Here is a 16,450-nt window from a genome sequence, read left to right as displayed (position 1 = left end):
TGACTAGAATGAACGAGCGGACCAAACCATTACAGATTCAACAAGCGCTTATTAAATCCATACAGATACTGCCACTTGAAGGTTGAATCCTGTATTTTCCCAGGATCTGTACTGTTCCCCTGGAGCGACCGCCATGACCCTCTACGTCAACCTCGCCGAGCTGCTGGGCACTCGCATCGAACAAGGCTTCTATCGCCCAGGCGACCGGTTGCCCTCCGTACGGGCGTTAAGCGTGGAACATGGGGTGAGCCTGAGCACCGTGCAACAGGCCTATCGCCTGCTGGAAGACCACGGCCTGGCGACACCTAAACCCAAGTCTGGTTACTTCGTGCCCGCGAGCCGTGAGCTGCCTGCGTTGCCGGAGGTAGGACGGCCGGCACAGCGCCCGGTGGAAATCTCCCAGTGGGACCAGGTGCTGGAACTGATTCGCGCTGTGCCGCGCAAAGACGTCATACAGATGGGCCGTGGCATGCCCGATGTACTGTCGCCCACCCTCAAACCCTTGCTGCGCAGCCTGGCCCGCGTCAGCCGGCGCCAGGATCTGCCGGGGTTGTACTACGACAACATCCTGGGCTGTATGGAACTGCGCGAGCAGATCGCCCGGCTGTCATTGGATTCCGGCTGCCAACTGGGCGCCGAAGACATCGTGATCACCACCGGCTGCCACGAAGCGTTATCGGCCAGCATCCACGCCATCTGTGAGCCGGGCGACATCGTCGCGGTGGACTCACCGAGCTTCCATGGCGCCATGCAGACCCTCAAGGGGCTGGGCATGAAAGCCCTGGAGATCCCCACCGATCCGCTCACCGGCATCAGCCTCGAAGCCCTGGAGCTGGCCCTCGAACAATGGCCGATCAAGGTCATCCAGCTGACCCCCAACTGTAACAACCCCTTGGGCTACATCATGCCGGAAGCGCGCAAACGCGCGCTGCTGACCCTGGCCCAGCGCTTTGACGTGGCCATCATCGAAGACGATGTGTATGGCGAATTGGCCTACAGCTACCCGCGCCCGCGCACGATCAAGTCCTTCGACGAAGACGGTCGCGTGCTGCTGTGCAGTTCGTTCTCCAAAACCCTCGCCCCAGGCCTGCGCATTGGCTGGGTTGCGCCGGGCCGGTATTTGGAACGCGTGCTGCACATGAAATACATCAGCACCGGTTCCACCGCCACGCAGCCGCAGATCGCCATCGCGGAATTTCTCAAGGGTGGCCACTTCGAACCGCATTTGCGGCGGATGCGCACGCAATATCAGCGCAATCGCGACCTGATGCTCGATTGGGTCAGCCGCTATTTCCCGGCTGGCACACGCGCCAGTCGGCCACAGGGCAGCTTTATGCTGTGGGTAGAACTGCCGGAGGGCTTCGATACCCTCAAGCTCAACCGCACGTTGATGCAGCAAGGGGTACAGGTGGCGGTCGGCAGCATTTTTTCCGCGTCGGGCAAGTACCGCAATTGCCTGCGCATGAATTACTCGGCCAAACCCACCCCGCAGATTGAAGAAGCGGTGCGCAAGGTCGGAGCGGCCGCGACGGCGATGCTGGCAAGCGACTGACCCTCACTCCAGCTCAAAGCGCCCCACTGTTGCAAACCGCGTGATATCCCTGACATTCGCCGCCTGCCGAGGCACCAGCGGCTCGACCTCCAGCTCCAACTGCAAATGGCGACCTGCCAGCGCCTGGCCATTGTGCCAGGGCCGCACGCGGTCGCCTGGGCGCAATACGTTGTCGCGTGCAGCTGCATCCGCGCCGCGCCAGTCTTCGATCAAGCGCCCATCCACTCGCGCGGCACGCACGCGCACCTGCAAACGACCCACGCCGAAGCGATAGGCCTGGGCGTTCGCCGCAGGAGCCTCGAACCGCAAGCTCATCGGCTGCGATTGCCGGCACTGCGCATTCAACCACACACGCCGCACGCCAAAACTCAGGTCACCGCCAGCGCTGCCGGGTCGCAGCGCCGAACGCGGGCCTGGTTCGAACACCACCTGAGGCGAACTCAACTGCAAGCTGCACTCAGCCTGGACTTGCGCAGCCGGGCCGTAGCAGAGCGCCACGGCGCAGAGGACGCCCTTCATCGTTGTGCCTGCCATTACGGGCTCCTTTGGCTACAGGTCGTTTCGGCGCTTTGATACGGCGCCGCGGTTTGCGCAATGCGCCGGGTATCCAACTCGATAACGCAGCGCCGGTCGTCGGCCATGGAGACGTACAGCTTCAATTGCTCCGGTGCGTCGGCCAGGTACACCAGACCGGCGTCAACCACGTTGGTAAGGTAGGCACCCGTGGCACTGTCATACACCGCGCCGCCCTTGGGCACCCACCCCCCCGCGTCGGTGCGCACGCGCAGCAACAGGCGCCGGGCACTGGCCAGGGCAAATTCGACCCGTGGCACAGCGCCACGCCCGGCCTCGATCTCCCGGAACCCATTGAGCACGTCGGTGTTCCGTTTGAGGCTGCGAGGATCGACCTCCAACCGGCTCGCGGAAAATGCCGGCAGGCTCGCCGCCACGGCATGCCCCGAGCTATCGGTCCAGACCGGCCCCTGGGGTGTATTGACTTTGACGCCGGCGCCCTCGCCGACCTTGATCACACCAAATGTATCGCGCACGGCGTATGGCGAAGGCGTCACGCCGTGCGCGTGCAGCGCCAGGCCGCCATTGAGCGACAGGTCATAGCTGCGTTGCCCCAGACCGCCGCGCGCATGCCCCAGCTCAACACTGGTGTAGCGCGGCAGCAGGCTCAGGCGCGCGGAAAGATCGGTGCGGCCGGTATCGCTGCGATCCGCGGCAAGGCTGTAGCTGGCGGTATCGCTGATGTGCTCGTTGTAACGCGCGCCGGTGCGCGTGCCCTGCCGCTCGTCATGGCGCGCCGAAACGCTCACGCGGCGATGCCCGAACGGCAGGGTCAGGCTTGTGTAGACACCGATCCCCCGGTCATCGCCGCCGCTGTCATGGCGAACGCTCAACGACAGGCTGGCGTCGGCAAAGGCGCGTGACCAGGCGACATTCACGCTCGTGCGATCTGCGGCGCCCGCCAGGCGGTACTGCGACACGGAAGACGTCAGGGCACCCCACGCCTGATCGGAATAGCTCAACGACGTCCCCCATTGTTGCTCCGCCCGCTCATAGGGATTGCTATCGCGGGCATCCAGCGCGACGTCATCCAGAGCCCGAAACCCCTGGCTGCGTCGCGTCCAGGTCAAGCCGGCGGAAACACCGGCGCCGAGCGATGTGTTCACGGCAGCGTTAAGACTGTGCCCCGCCCCCGCCGTCGCGACATGAGAGCCCAGGTGCTGCGCGCTCACCGTGGTGTCGCGGCCCAACGCGTGCTGAACGCCAAGGCCGAGGGATTGATAGTCACCGGCGCCCATCCATCCTCCCGTCAGCAACGTCGAAGGGCTCAACAGCCAATCCTTGCTACCGACCGCAAACGACGGCTTTTCGCGCGTATCGTCGGCAAATCGGCGAACATGCCCCGCCGCCAGGGCAAACCCGGGGGACGCCGCAATCGCCAGTGGGCGCAGGCTGTCGACGGGCACCCAGAAACGGCGGGGCTCGGCACCGTCCTCTATCACGCTGACTTCAAGGTCCAGCCGCCCGCTCAGCAGGGGCACATCGCGCAGGACGAAAGGCCCGCTGGGAACCAGCGTGGTGTGGATCAGCGCACCGCTTTGACGCACCTCGACACGGGCAGGCCCGTAGGCAATGCCTTCGACCTGCGTGCCATCGCCCAACTGCCCATCGAACCGTTGGGCGAGGCCTGCTTCGGGCAACATCTGGATCCCGGTGAAGGCCCCGCCTGCAAACAGCGGCGAGCGCAGTGTGAGCTGGCCCACCTGGACAGTGGCCTGGTAGCGCTCCAAGGTCCTTGAGGCGTGGGTGTAAAGGTTTTCGACCTGCGAGGCGTCGTTCGATCGGGTGTAACTTTGGCGGCTGCGCACCACCCAATCATTGGCGTTGAAGCCCCATTCCACCCCCACGTGACGAAACTGGCTGGAATAGGCAGGCCCTGCGCTGGCGGACACCAGCGCCGTATAGTTCACCACCCCGGCCGTGCCGCCCGTCGTCCAGGTTTTGGACGCGCGCGCGCCGTTGCGCAGCAGTCCCGTGGGCACCAGCAACGACACCTGCTGGGTGCCAGGATCAAGCTGCACTTGTACGCCGGCAAGCGTCTCGGCCGGCATCGCGCATTGCGTCGACGCGGCGTACGGTATGAACGCCTCATCGATACCTGCCTGCTCAAGCAGCGCGGCATCCAGGCACAGCCGGCCTTGCTCATCGAAGGTGGTCAGCACCTGTCCGGCGGACACACCGTTGACCCTCAGGGCGACCCGACTTTGCCCGGCGGTGAAGCGCGGGGCTGTTCTAAAGTACTCGGCGAGCTTCGGATCAAGGCCGCGCGCCTGCACCACCGAGAGGTCGAATTCCACCGCTGTTTCACCGAATGCATTCGCTGTTGTGCCGATAAACATCGCCACCGCCAGGCGCGAGACCGGCCAAGGGCCAAACCCACGTGGCATTACTGCGCGCTCAGCGGCGCGTCATGGCTGCTGACCGCGAACCCATAAGTGGTCGCCGGGAACAGTCGCACGTGGGTGCCCAGGAAAGCGTCACCTGCCGGCGTCAGCACCTCCCCCGGCAGAATATAAGTGCGCCCCAGGTCCAGCACTTCGCCACCCGGCAGCAGGCTGACGGATTTGGATAAACGAACCACATAGGGGCTGGGATTGCTCACCTGTACCTTGCCCTCGGTCACGCGCCAGACCAAGAGCTTCCAGGGCGCGCGCTCGATGGGCAGGTTGGCGGGCCGCAGGATCACCGGGATGTTCTGCCGTACGCCCAGGCTCACATGGGCACCCTCGGCGCTCTGGCGCGGCTTGATGCCCTCGAATACCGCGCGCTTGAGGCGCTCGGTGGTCAGTGGCGTTTCGCTGTGCAGGACAAACCTGACCTGCTGGCTCTGCCCGGCTTCGACCCTGATCACAGGCGGCGTCAGCAACAGGATCGGTGCCGGGTCCTCAGCGATGTGTTCGATGCTGCTGTAGAGCAACGCCGGCTGGTCATCGGTGTTCTTGACGATCAACGTAGCGTCCCCCGTCGCCTCGTCCACGATGACAACCGGGGTTTGCGGCACCATGCCTGCCGCCATCGTCGACAGACTGGCAAACGCCAGGCACGACAGGGCAACGGCGCTCAACGCGCGAAAACAATCATGGGATTTCATGCAGTGCTCCAGGGCACGTCAAGGCGGCGTAACAGCCATGCCGCCCGACGTGTTTCGTTTGGCTGAGTCGCGTATTCAGGCCGACCGGGTCAGCGCCCCGTCATGCCTGGCGCGCACTGCCTCAGAGGTAGAAGACGTTAAACGTGACGGACCCGGAGAGCTCGTACGAATCAGTGGTCTCCGGCAGCGCCGACGCACGGCGAATCGCTGGCAGCACCTGCATCGGAAATGCGTGCAAACGGGCTGCAACCGGGCCCGAGGCCGCACTCTCACCCCAGGAGTAGGACGTCGGCGAATTGGATACCAGGCCGCTGGTCGGCACGCGCCATACCGGGTTTTCCGGCGTACGCACCAGGAACGTCTGGGCCGTGCCGTCGGTGGTGGGCTGCCCCACCGACAGACCAAACCCGCCGATCGGCACGCCCTGGACACTGCCCAGGCCGTAATACAGGCCCACGCTCGGGTTGTTTTTGAAGAGCATGCCGGGGGCCTTGGTTTCCGCGCGGTTATCCACGACGGCAATTTCCACCGGCGCCGGGGCGTCGCAGGCAATGATCAGGTTGATATCGCGCGGCGGCAGATCGGTCTGGCGCTCCTGGTTCAAACGGGAAGCTTCGACCTGGCCCAGGTTCACATGGGAGCCGCCCGCAAAGGACGGTACGCAGGAGGTGGGCACGACCGTACCGCTGACGGTCAGGTCGACACTGGCGGCATTGGCCGCAAGCGGCGCCATCGCGATGATGAGGGCGGTCAAGATAGGTTGTTTTTTCATGTTGGTTTTTTCTTGATTGGATTAGTCGGACGCGCCGCACCCCGTAGGCACAGATGCGCCGCGGGGCATCGGCGACGTCGAAATAATCCGGGCAGCGCCCCGCGCTGATCTGTAGGGAATGTCTCCAAATCAAAGGCAAGTGTGCTGCCTGATCAGCCTGCGCGTTCCAATCAACGCCCATGACATTTTGCAAAGCGTGTTGTCCAACGCCGCGCCCCCTCAGCGAGACACATCCCCTTGAGATTGCGACCTGCCCAGCTGTTCACATTGGTACTCGCCCTGGCCTTGGCTGGCTGCGCAACGGTGCATGCCCCGCGCATCCCCAGCGACGCCCTGCCCGCGACGGCGTCTTCGTTCGGCCGTTCGATCCAGGCCCAGGCCGCGCCTTACCAGGGCCGTTCGGGTTTTCGCCTGCTGCCCAACAGCAGCGAAGCGTTCATGGCCCGCGCCGAACTAATCCGCAACGCCCAGACCAGCCTCGACCTGCAGTACTACATCGTGCACGACGGCATCAGCACTCGCATGCTGGTGGACGAGCTGCTCAAGGCCGCCGACCGTGGCGTGCGCGTACGCATCCTGCTGGACGACACCACCAGCGACGGCCTCGACCAGATCATCGCCACCCTCGCCGCCCACCCCAAGATCGAGATTCGCCTGTTCAACCCGCTGCATCTGGGACGGAGCACGGGGGCCACGCGGGCCATGGGGCGCCTGTTCAACCTGTCGCTGCAACACCGACGCATGCACAACAAATTGTGGCTGGCGGACAACAGCGTGGCGATTGTCGGCGGGCGCAATCTGGGCGATGAGTATTTCGACGCCGAGCCCAATCTGAATTTCACCGACATCGACATGCTCAGCGTGGGGCCGGTGGCCGAGCAACTGGGGCACAGCTTCGATCAGTACTGGAACAGCGCCCTGAGCAAGCCCATCGACGACTTCGTTTCCAACCCGCCGTCAAAAGGCGACCTGGCCGTCGCACGCGTGCGCCTGGAGGCGTCGCTCGCCGAATCACGCCAGCAGAACCACGCGCTGTACAACCGCTTGCGCACCTACAAGACTCAGCCACGCATGGACATCTGGCGCCGCGAACTGATCTGGGCCTGGAACCAGGCGCTGTGGGACGCACCGAGCAAGGTGCTGGCCAAGGCGGACCCGGACCCGCAACTGCTGCTGACCACCCAACTGGCGCCGGAGCTGGAACGAGTCAACCGCGAACTGGTGATGATCTCAGCGTATTTTGTGCCCGGCCAGCCCGGCCTGGTGTACCTGACTGGACGCGCCGACGCCGGGGTTTCGGTGCGCCTGTTGACCAACTCCCTGGAAGCCACCGACGTGCCGGCCGTACACGGCGGCTACGCGCCCTACCGCAAAGCGTTGCTCGAACACGGCGTAAAGCTGTACGAATTGCGCCGTCAACCCGGCGACCCCAGCGCCGGCAGCGGACCGCACCTGTTCCGGCGCGGCACGTTCCGCGGTTCGGATTCGAGCCTGCACAGCAAGGCGATGATCTTTGATCGCGAAAAATCGTTTATCGGCTCGTTCAACTTCGACCCACGGTCGGTGCTGTGGAACACCGAAGTCGGCGTGCTGGTGGACAGCCCCGAACTGGCCGAGCACGTGCGTAACCTGGCGCTGCAGGGCATGGCGCCAGCACTCAGTTATGAGGCGAAACTGCAAGACGGCCAGGTGGTGTGGGTAACCGAGGATAACGGCCAACTGCACACCCTGACGCGCGAGCCAGGCAGTTGGTGGCGGCGTTTCAACGCATGGTTCGCCACCTCAGTGGGCCTGGAGCGCATGCTTTAAGAACACGGTTGTGTGGCGCCGAAAGCGCCTTGGCGCAGTAACAGCAGCACCAGCCCCACTGCCCCGGCCGCCATCAGCAACGGCAGCGCGTGTCCGCTGATCCACTGGCTGCCGGCGCCGGCCACCAGCGGCCCAATCAGACACCCGATACCCCACAGCTGCGCGATATGGGCATTGGCCCGCACCAGCGCATCATCGCGATAGCGCTCGCCGATCAGAATCAACGACAGCGTGAACAATCCGCCGGCACTGGCGCCGAACAGCACCCACACCGGCCAGATCAACAGCGTGTGCATCAACGCAGGAATTGCCAGGCTCGACACCAGTAACAGCAGCGCACAGCCCAGAAACAATGTTCGGCGCGGCAGGTAATCGGCCAGCGCGCCGATGGGCAACTGCAGCAGCGCATCGCCAACGACAACGGCGCTGACCATCGCCAGGGCAATTTCAGCGGTGAACCCCTGCTGCAGGCAATACACCGGCAGCAGCGTCAGGATCATTGCTTCGAACGCAGCAAACAGCGCCACCGCCCACGCAATCGCCGGCAGGCTGCGGCAAAAACGCCACAGGTCGACAAAGGTGACGCTGAACGCTTCGGCCGTGGGCGCGCCGGAGCGCCCCAGCAACAGCAGCGGCGCAACCGTCAGAAGCCCCACGCCGACCCAAAAGCCGTAGTCATGCCCGGTGCCGATCACGCCCAGTAACAAAGGCCCCGACAACTGGCTCAACGCATAGCTGCAGCCGTACAACGCCACCAGCCGTCCACGCCACTGCTCGACCACCAATTGATTGATCCAGCTTTCGCCGAGGACAAACACGATGGTCAGGATCACGCCGATCATCAAGCGCAGCACCAGCCACACCGGGTAACTGGGCAGGATCGCCAGCAACCCGATGGACACCGCACCGGCCCACAGGCACAGGCGCATCAGGTTGGCGGTGCCCAGCCACGCCGCCAGGCGACTGGAGAGTTTGGCGCCGAGCAGTACACCAAATGCTGGCATCGCCGCCATTACGCCAATGGCGAAGCTGCCATAGCCCCAGCCTTCCAGGCGCAAGGACACCAGCGGCATGCTGACGCCCAGCGCCAGGCCCACGCTGAGTACCGAAGCCAGGACGGCAAAGTAAGTCGCCCAACGCATTGCCACGCTCCTGTGGATATCTACGGGTTCGTACAAAACAGTGTGGGAGCGGGCTTGCTCGCGAATGCGCTGTATCAGACGCGACAACGGCGACTGTCATACCGCATTCGCGGGCAAGCCCGCTCCCACATTTGGCCTGCAGGGGTGCTTAGAGCTTGATCCAGGTAGCCTTCAGCTCGGTGTACTTATCGAACGCATGCAGCGACTTGTCGCGACCGTTACCCGATTGCTTGAAGCCACCGAACGGCGCGGTCATGTCGCCGCCGTCGTACTGGTTGACCCACACGCTACCCGCGCGCAGCGCCTTGGCGGTCAGGTGCGCCTTGGAGATGTCCGCAGTCCACACCGCCGCGGCCAAGCCGTATTGGGTGTCGTTGGCGATCTTGATCGCTTCGTCGGCGCTGTCGAAGGTGATCACCGACAGCACTGGACCGAAGATTTCTTCCTGGGCGATTCTCATCGCATTGGTCACACCGTCAAAAATCGTCGGCTCGACGTAGGTACCGCCGGTCTCTTCCAGGGTGCGCTTGCCGCCCGCCACCAGCTTGGCGCCGTCGGCGTGGCCCGCCTCGATGTAGGACAGCACCGTGTTCATCTGCTGGGTGTCCACCAGGGCACCGACGTTGGTCGCCGGATCCAGCGGGTTGCCGGGCTTCCAGCCTTTGAGGGCCTCGATCACCAGGGGCAGGAAGGTGTCCTTGATCGAACGCTCCACCAGCAGGCGCGAGCCGGCGGTGCACACTTCACCCTGGTTGAAGGCGATGGCACTGGCGGCCGACTCGGCGGCGGCCTGCAGATCCGGAGCGTCGGCAAACACGATGTTCGGGCTCTTGCCGCCCGCTTCCAGCCATACGCGCTTCATGTTCGATTCGCCGGAACGAATCAACAGTTGCTTGGCAATCTTGGTGGAGCCCGTGAACACCAGCGTGTCGACATCCATGTGCAACGCCAAGGCGTTACCCACAGTGTGACCGTAGCCTGGCAGAACGTTGAACACGCCTTTCGGGATACCGGCTTCAACGGCCAGGGCCGCGATGCGGATGGCGGTCAGCGGAGATTTTTCGGACGGCTTGAGGATCACCGAGTTACCGGTGGACAGCGCCGGACCGAGTTTCCAGCAGGCCATCATCAACGGGAAGTTCCACGGCACGATGGCGCCCACCACGCCGACCGGCTCACGGGTCACCAGACCCAGCTGGTCATGAGGCGTGGCCGCCACTTCGTCGTAAATCTTGTCGATGGCTTCCCCGCTCCAGCTCAAGGCGTTGGCGGCACCGGGCACGTCGATGTTCAGGGAATCGCTGATGGGCTTGCCCATGTCCAGGGTTTCGAGCAGCGCCAGCTCTTCGGCGTTGGCTTTGAGCAACGCGGCGAAACGGATCATGGTGGCTTTGCGTTTAGCCGGTGCCAGGCGCGACCACACACCGGAATTGAAGGTGGCGCGGGCGTTTTCCACGGCGCGCTGGGCATCGTCGGCGTCACAGCTGGCAACGGTGGTCAGCAGGCGGCCGTCCACCGGGCTGATGCACTCGAAGGTACTGCCGGAAACGGCGGTGGTGTACTCGCCATTGATATAGGCGCGGCCTTCGATCTTCAGATCCTTGGCGCGTTGTTCCCAGTCGGCACGGGTCAGGGTGGTCATGCGAGTGTCCTCCTCTTATTGAATACGAGGGCCAGGTGATGTCGCCCGGCAGCCTCAAAGAATTCTTGCCCGCCAGCCAACTGCTCGGCTCAAAGGCAGCTGCCACCCTAAACCAGCGGCCAGGGATGTTTCAATATATTTGACATAACGGCGGCAAACGCCCTTGCGATGTTCATTTTAATAAACATAGACTTTGGGCTCTCCAACCGCAGGCCAGACGGGACACGCATATGAGCATCCAGGACATCGTCGACTTCAGCCAGGCCAACACCGCCCCAGACCGCTACCGCCCTGCCGCAGAAAAAATCCTCAAGGGCGATCCCGAGCAGACCGTCTACAACCATTACAACAGCCCCTGCGGCCAGATGAATGCGGGCGTCTGGGAAGGTGAAGTGGGGCAATGGGTGGTTAATTACACCGAGCATGAGTACTGCGAAATCGTGCAGGGTGTGTCGGTGCTGCGCGATGGCGAAGGCAACGCCAAGACCTTGCGCGCCGGTGACCGTTTCGTGATCCCCGCCGGATTCAGCGGAACCTGGGAAGTGCTCGAACCTTGCCGCAAGATCTATGTGGTATTCGAACAGAAAGCCTGATCAATAAATCGGACGCAAAAAAAAGCCCGTATCGTGAGATACGGGCTTTTTTTCACAAGGAAGCAAATCAATTACTTGATTTTGCCTTCTTTGTAGATCACGTGCTTGCGAACGCGCGGGTCGAACATTTTCTTTTCGAGCTTGTCCGGGGTAGTACGCTTGTTCTTGTCGGTAGTGTAGAAGTGACCAGTACCGGCGCTAGAGATCATTCGAATCAATTCACGCATGATATAGCTCCTCAAACCTTGCCAGCGCGGCGGATGTCGGCCAGCACGGCAGTGATGCCACGCTTGTCGATGATACGCATGCCTTTGGCGGATACGCGCAGACGCACGAAACGTTTCTCTTCTTCAACCCAGAAGCGGTGATGCTGCAGGTTCGGCAGGAAACGACGACGGGTTTTGTTATTTGCGTGGGAAATGTTATTCCCAGTCACCGGACCCTTACCGGTAACTTGACAGACTCTCGACATGCCTCAGCCCTCTAAAACCACATGCCCAACCCGGCATGGGTTGGCCGCTTAATCTCTCAGTCATTTGGCGCCAGGCGCCGCGTTTCTTTAGGGTCTTACCGGCTACACCTACAAGCGAAGGAACCGGGCCCCTAGAAAAGAGCGCTGCTTTATACCAGAAAGACCCAGGCGCAACAACAGCCCGTGTATTTTTCCCAGCTTAATTCAACGCCACTGGCGCCCGAACCGCTGCCAGGAGGGGCCGCCCTTACCGCTGACCGCTCGTCGCACAGAATCAGTTTATGCCCTCATGCACGGTGCCGAGCGCACGGCGAAACGAACCGAGGCGCCATCAAAACAGCATTTGCCGCAAAAGCACAGGCAAAAATGGGCTAGTCATTTATCAATCAGACCTCTACGGTAGGACTTTTCCAGACTGCACTCGCAGATGGGCCTACGATCTGCAAAGGAAACCGAATATGCGCCTCGCAGCCCTGCCTCTCTTGCTTGCCCCTCTCTTTATTGCGCCGCTGGCCTCTGCCGCCAGTAATCTGAGCGTCTGCACCGAGGCCAGCCCCGAAGGGTTCGATGTGGTGCAGTACAACTCGCTGACCACCACCAACGCCTCGGCCGACGTGCTGATGAACCGTCTGGTCGACTACGACGCCGCCAGCGGCAAGCTCGTGCCAAGCCTGGCCGACAGCTGGGAAGTCTCGCCCGACGGCCTGACCTATACCTTCAAGCTGCATCCCGATGTGAAATTCCACCGCACCGAGTATTTCACACCGAGCCGGACGCTGACGGCCGAAGACGTACGCTTCAGCTTCGAGCGCATGCTCGACCCGGCCAACCCTTGGCATAAGATCGCCCAGAGCGGTTTCCCCCATGCCCAATCGCTTCAATTGCCCGCTCTGGTCAAGAAGATCGATGCTCTGGACCCACTCACCGTGCGCTTCACCTTGGACCACGCCGACTCCACGTTCCTTGCGGCCTTGAGCATGGGCTTCGCCTCGATCTACCCGGCGGAGTACGCCGACAAACTGCTCAAGGCCGGCACGCCGGAAAAGCTCAATAGCCACCCTGTCGGCACCGGCCCGTTCGTTTTCGTGCGGTTTCAGAAAGACGCCGTGGTGCGCTACAAAGCCAACCCGGATTATTTCGCCGGCAAACCGGCTGTGGATAACTTGATCTTCGCGATCACTCCGGACGCCAATGTGCGACTGCAGAAGTTGCACCGCGACGAATGCCAGATCGCCCTGTCGCCCAAGCCTCTGGATGTGGCGCAAGCCGAAAAGGATGCCGCCCTCAAAATCGAGAAAACCGCCGCGTTCATGACCGCCTTTGTGGCCATCAACAGCCAGCATCCACCGCTGGACAAACCCGAAGTGCGCCAGGCCATCAACCTGGCATTCGACAAGGGCAGTTACCTCAAAGCCGTGTTCGAAGGCACCGCCGAAGCCGCCAACGGGCCTTACCCGCCGAACACCTGGAGTTTTGCCAAGGAGTTGCCGGGCTATCCACAAGACCTCGCCAAAGCCAAGACGTTGCTGGACCGCGCCGGCCTCAAGGATGGCTTCAAAACCACGATCTGGACGCGCCCTACCGGCAGCTTGCTGAACCCCAACCCCAACCTGGGCGCGCAATTGCTGCAGGCCGATCTGGCCAAGGTCGGCATCCAGGCCGAGATCCGCGTCATCGAATGGGGCGAGTTGATCCGCCGCGCCAAGGCCGGCGAGCACGACCTGCTGTTCATGGGCTGGGCCGGCGACAACGGCGATCCGGACAATTTCCTGACCCCGCAGTTTTCCTGTGCAGCGGTGAAGTCCGGCACCAACTTCGCACGCTATTGCGACCCAACCCTGGACAAGCTGATCAATGCTGGCAAGACCACCAGCGAACAAGGCGTGCGCAGCAAGCTGTATCAACAGGCCCAGGCCCAGATCCAGCAACAGGCGCTCTGGTTGCCGCTGGCGCACCCCACCGCCTTCGCCCTGACGCGCAAAGGCGTCGAGGGGTATCAGGTCAGCCCGTTCGGGCGCCAGGACTTCTCCAAGGTCAGCGTCAAGCCTTGAGCCTGTGCCCCGCCCTTACCGGGCGGGGTCACATCCATCCATACTCGGCCATCGACAGCGGGTCGCCATCCCCGACGATGATGTGGTCCAGCACCCGCACATCCACGACTTCCAGAGCCTTTTGCAGCAGCTTGGTCAATTTTCGATCAGCCGCGCTGGGTTCAAGGCTGCCGGAAGGATGGTTGTGACACAGGATCAGCGCCGCCGCGTTATAGGCCAAGGCGCGCTTGACCACTTGCCGTGGATAAACCACCGCCGCATCGATGGTGCCTTCGGACAGCGCCTCGAAACCCAGCACCCGATGCCGCGAGTCGAGGAACAGGCAACCGAATATCTCGTGGGGCTCATGCCGTAACAGCGCCTTGAGGTAGTCGCGCACCGCTACCGGACTTTCCAGCACCGAGTCATGGCGCAGCCGTTCGGCCATGTGCCGCCGGGACATTTCCAGCACGGCCTGCAGTTGCGCATACTTCGCCGGCCCCAGCCCCAATTGCTGGTTGAACAGCGCCTGGCTGGCCTCGAGCAACGGGCGCAGGCCGCCGAACTGCGCCAACAAATGGCGCGCAAGGTCCACAGCGCTGCGCCCCGCCACCCCCGTGCGCAGAAAAATCGCCAGCAGTTCGGCGTCCGACAGACTCGCTGCGCCCCATTCCAAAAGTTTCTCCCGTGGTCGCTCTGCCGCCGGCCAATCGCGAATACTCATCCCACCTCCCTGTGCATGTGCGCCGCTGTTGCGTGGCGGTCGCTGTGTTATCGTAGGCCCTCTTTTTTGCCTGCGATTTCACCTGGGGAGGGGGCATCGCAGGCGTCACTGAACTGGCTTCACTGAACTGGAAAGGCAAACCAATGCAGCGTCTGTATCGGAAACGCATCGTTCTCGGCGTCGGCGGCGGCATTGCCGCTTACAAGAGCGCAGAGTTGGTTCGCAGGCTTCTCGACCAAGGCGCCGAAGTGCGCGTGGTCATGACCCGCGGCGGCAGTGAGTTCATCACCCCGCTGACCATGCAGGCCCTGTCCGGCCACCCGGTTCACCTGGACCTGCTCGACCCCGCCGCCGAAGCCGCCATGGGCCATATCGAGCTGGCCAAATGGGCCGACCTGGTGTTGATCGCCCCGGCCACCGCCGACCTGATTGCGCGCCTGGCCCAAGGTATCGCCGACGATCTGCTCACCACTCTGGTACTGGCCACCGACGCCACCGTTGCCATCGCTCCGGCCATGAACCAGGCCATGTGGCGCGACCCGGCAACCCAGTCCAACACTCAACTCCTGCAAAGCCGTGGCCTGAAGGTGTTCGGCCCGGCCTCCGGCAGCCAGGCCTGCGGTGACGTGGGCATGGGCCGCATGCTCGAAGCCACCGACTTGGCCCTGTGTGCCGCCGAGTGTTTCCAACACCTGGCCCTTACCGGTAAGCACGTGCTGATTACCGCAGGCCCGACCCAGGAAAACATCGACCCGGTGCGCTACATCACCAACCATAGCTCAGGGAAAATGGGGTTTGCCCTGGCCGAAGCAGCGGTTGAGGCAGGCGCACGTGTCACGCTCATCACTGGCCCGGTGCATTTGCCGACGCCGGATCGCGTGACGCGCATTGATGTGGTCAGCGCCCGCGACATGCTGGCGGCCTGCGAAGCGGCCATTCCATGTGACCTGTTCATCGCCTCGGCAGCGGTTGCGGACTACCGTCCAGAAGTCGTCGCCCCGCAAAAACTCAAGAAAGACCCTACCAGCGGCGATGGCCTGCTCCTGCAAATGGTGCGCAACCCGGACATTCTGGCCACCATCGCCACACGCCCGGACCGCCCGTTCAGTGTCGGCTTTGCCGCCGAGACCGAAAACCTGCTGGACTATGCCGCGCGCAAGCTGAAAGACAAAAACCTCGACTTGATCGTTGCCAATGATGTCGCCAACCCGAGCATCGGCTTCAACAGCGAGGAAAACGCTTGCAGCGTGATCGACCGCGAGCTGCACGCCACCCTTTTCGCCCAGACCAGCAAGGGCAAGATTGCCCGCCAACTGATCTCTTTTATCGCCCAACGGCTGAACCAGGTTTAATTTCCATGCACGCTTTGCAAGCCAAGATCCTCGACCCCCGCCTCGGTACCGACTTCCCATTGCCGGCCTACGCCACACCAGGCTCCGCCGGCCTGGACCTGCGCGCCATGCTCAAGCAAGACACCGTGCTTGAACCGGGCCAGACCCTGCTGATCCCCACCGGCCTGTCGATCTACGTGGGCGATCCGGGCCTGGCGGCACTGATCCTGCCGCGTTCCGGCCTGGGCCATAAGCACGGCATCGTGCTGGGCAACCTGGTGGGCCTGATCGATTCGGACTATCAGGGCGAGCTGATGGTGTCGTGCTGGAACCGTGGGCAAACCGCCTTCAACATCGCCGTCGGCGAGCGCATTGCCCAACTGGTGCTGGTGCCGGTGGTGCAGGCGCACTTCGAACTGGTAGAGGAATTCGACGAAACCCAACGCGGTGCGGGCGGTTTTGGGCATTCCGGCAGCCACTGACTAAGCTGAATCGGGCCGGACACTGACGTCCGGCTTAACGCCCCTGGCAAGGTCATTCAGGACGAAGAATGCGTGAAGTTAAATGGCAATATTTCTCCATTAAAATCAAAGCATTATGCGGATACGGCAACGATGGGCGAGCGGCGATGGCATTTTTGCACCACGAACTCTCTGCCGAAAACGCCGTCATACCCTTCAGCTTGAGCCTGCCGGCCACCCCAAATTAGGCCAGCCTTG

General features: G+C 62.8%; 16 protein-coding genes. 7 read left to right on the top strand and 9 right to left on the bottom strand.

Annotated elements, in window-relative coordinates:
- Positions 1-133 precede the first annotated feature (133 nt).
- A complete protein-coding gene (locus QRN10_RS12330) occupies positions 134-1,552 on the top strand; it encodes an aminotransferase-like domain-containing protein (protein ID WP_181076287.1) in 1,419 nt (472 codons plus the stop codon).
- Positions 1,553-1,555: 3 nt separating this feature from the next.
- Here the strand turns inward: QRN10_RS12330 and QRN10_RS12325 are convergent, their stop codons facing one another.
- From QRN10_RS12325 to QRN10_RS12310, 4 genes are all read right to left on the bottom strand, one after another.
- Positions 1,556-2,086: a DUF1120 domain-containing protein gene (locus QRN10_RS12325; RefSeq protein ID WP_285428470.1), complete on the bottom strand. Its 531-nt coding sequence runs from the start codon at positions 2,084-2,086 to the stop codon at positions 1,556-1,558.
- Positions 2,086-4,512: a fimbria/pilus outer membrane usher protein gene (locus tag QRN10_RS12320; protein WP_285428469.1), complete on the bottom strand. Its 2,427-nt coding sequence runs from the start codon at positions 4,510-4,512 to the stop codon at positions 2,086-2,088. The genes QRN10_RS12325 and QRN10_RS12320 overlap by 1 nt, the downstream gene beginning before the upstream one ends.
- Complete coding sequence (locus QRN10_RS12315; protein ID WP_285428468.1) at positions 4,512-5,216, bottom strand: fimbria/pilus chaperone family protein; 705 nt, start codon at positions 5,214-5,216, stop codon at positions 4,512-4,514. Before QRN10_RS12315 ends, QRN10_RS12320 begins: the two co-directional genes overlap by 1 nt.
- A 121-nt stretch (positions 5,217-5,337) precedes the next feature.
- Positions 5,338-5,988 (bottom strand): DUF1120 domain-containing protein, encoded by a 651-nt coding sequence (locus QRN10_RS12310; RefSeq protein ID WP_253509786.1) that lies wholly within the window; start codon positions 5,986-5,988, stop codon positions 5,338-5,340.
- Between the two features lie 243 nt (positions 5,989-6,231).
- Between QRN10_RS12310 and QRN10_RS12305 the strand changes: the two genes are divergently transcribed.
- Positions 6,232-7,797 (top strand): phospholipase D family protein, encoded by a 1,566-nt coding sequence (locus QRN10_RS12305; RefSeq protein ID WP_181076576.1) that lies wholly within the window; start codon positions 6,232-6,234, stop codon positions 7,795-7,797.
- On the opposite strand, the gene QRN10_RS12300 is transcribed toward QRN10_RS12305, so the two are convergent.
- Both QRN10_RS12300 and QRN10_RS12295 read right to left on the bottom strand, forming a co-directional pair.
- Positions 7,794-8,939, bottom strand: coding sequence for an MFS transporter (locus QRN10_RS12300; RefSeq protein ID WP_285428467.1), 1,146 nt, complete (start codon positions 8,937-8,939; stop codon positions 7,794-7,796). The genes QRN10_RS12305 and QRN10_RS12300 overlap by 4 nt on opposite strands.
- 148 nt (positions 8,940-9,087) lie before the next feature.
- A complete protein-coding gene (locus QRN10_RS12295; protein ID WP_285428466.1) occupies positions 9,088-10,581 on the bottom strand; it encodes an aldehyde dehydrogenase in 1,494 nt (497 codons plus the stop codon).
- Between the two features lie 230 nt (positions 10,582-10,811).
- On the opposite strand from QRN10_RS12295, the gene QRN10_RS12290 reads away from it, so the two are divergent.
- Positions 10,812-11,174: a cupin domain-containing protein gene (locus QRN10_RS12290; protein ID WP_285428465.1), complete on the top strand. Its 363-nt coding sequence runs from the start codon at positions 10,812-10,814 to the stop codon at positions 11,172-11,174.
- A 71-nt stretch (positions 11,175-11,245) separates the two neighbouring features.
- Here the strand turns inward: QRN10_RS12290 and rpmG are convergent, their stop codons facing one another.
- Together rpmG and rpmB are read right to left on the bottom strand one after the other, a co-directional pair.
- Complete coding sequence (rpmG, locus tag QRN10_RS12285) at positions 11,246-11,401, bottom strand: 50S ribosomal protein L33 (protein ID WP_003176906.1); 156 nt, start codon at positions 11,399-11,401, stop codon at positions 11,246-11,248.
- Between the two features lie 11 nt (positions 11,402-11,412).
- Positions 11,413-11,646: a 50S ribosomal protein L28 gene (gene rpmB, locus QRN10_RS12280; protein ID WP_181076277.1), complete on the bottom strand. Its 234-nt coding sequence runs from the start codon at positions 11,644-11,646 to the stop codon at positions 11,413-11,415.
- A gap of 458 nt (positions 11,647-12,104) precedes the next feature.
- On the opposite strand from rpmB, the gene QRN10_RS12275 reads away from it, so the two are divergent.
- Positions 12,105-13,697, top strand: a complete 1,593-nt coding sequence (locus QRN10_RS12275; protein ID WP_181076275.1) for an ABC transporter substrate-binding protein — start codon at positions 12,105-12,107, stop codon at positions 13,695-13,697.
- Positions 13,698-13,725: 28 nt separating this feature from the next.
- Here the strand turns inward: QRN10_RS12275 and radC are convergent, their stop codons facing one another.
- On the bottom strand, positions 13,726-14,400 hold the full coding sequence (radC, locus tag QRN10_RS12270; RefSeq protein WP_181076273.1) for a RadC family protein: 675 nt from the start codon (positions 14,398-14,400) through the stop codon (positions 13,726-13,728).
- Positions 14,401-14,543: 143 nt separating this feature from the next.
- Between radC and coaBC the strand changes: the two genes are divergently transcribed.
- From coaBC to QRN10_RS12255, 3 genes are all read left to right on the top strand, one after another.
- Entirely contained in the window at positions 14,544-15,752 is a 1,209-nt protein-coding gene (gene coaBC / locus QRN10_RS12265; RefSeq protein WP_181076272.1) for a bifunctional phosphopantothenoylcysteine decarboxylase/phosphopantothenate--cysteine ligase CoaBC, read from the top strand.
- A gap of 5 nt (positions 15,753-15,757) precedes the next feature.
- Entirely contained in the window at positions 15,758-16,213 is a 456-nt protein-coding gene (gene dut, locus QRN10_RS12260; RefSeq protein ID WP_181076270.1) for a dUTP diphosphatase, read from the top strand.
- Between the two features lie 68 nt (positions 16,214-16,281).
- On the top strand, positions 16,282-16,440 hold the full coding sequence (locus tag QRN10_RS12255; protein WP_253509789.1) for a hypothetical protein: 159 nt from the start codon (positions 16,282-16,284) through the stop codon (positions 16,438-16,440).
- Positions 16,441-16,450: the final 10 nt, after the last annotated feature.

The sequence above is a fragment of the Pseudomonas sp. lyk4-R2A-8 genome (genome assembly GCF_030209095.1).
GTDB lineage: Bacteria > Pseudomonadota > Gammaproteobacteria > Pseudomonadales > Pseudomonadaceae > Aquipseudomonas > Aquipseudomonas quebecensis.
The sequence above is the reverse complement of the archived record's forward strand: the minus strand, read 5'-3'. Positions and strand labels throughout refer to the sequence as shown.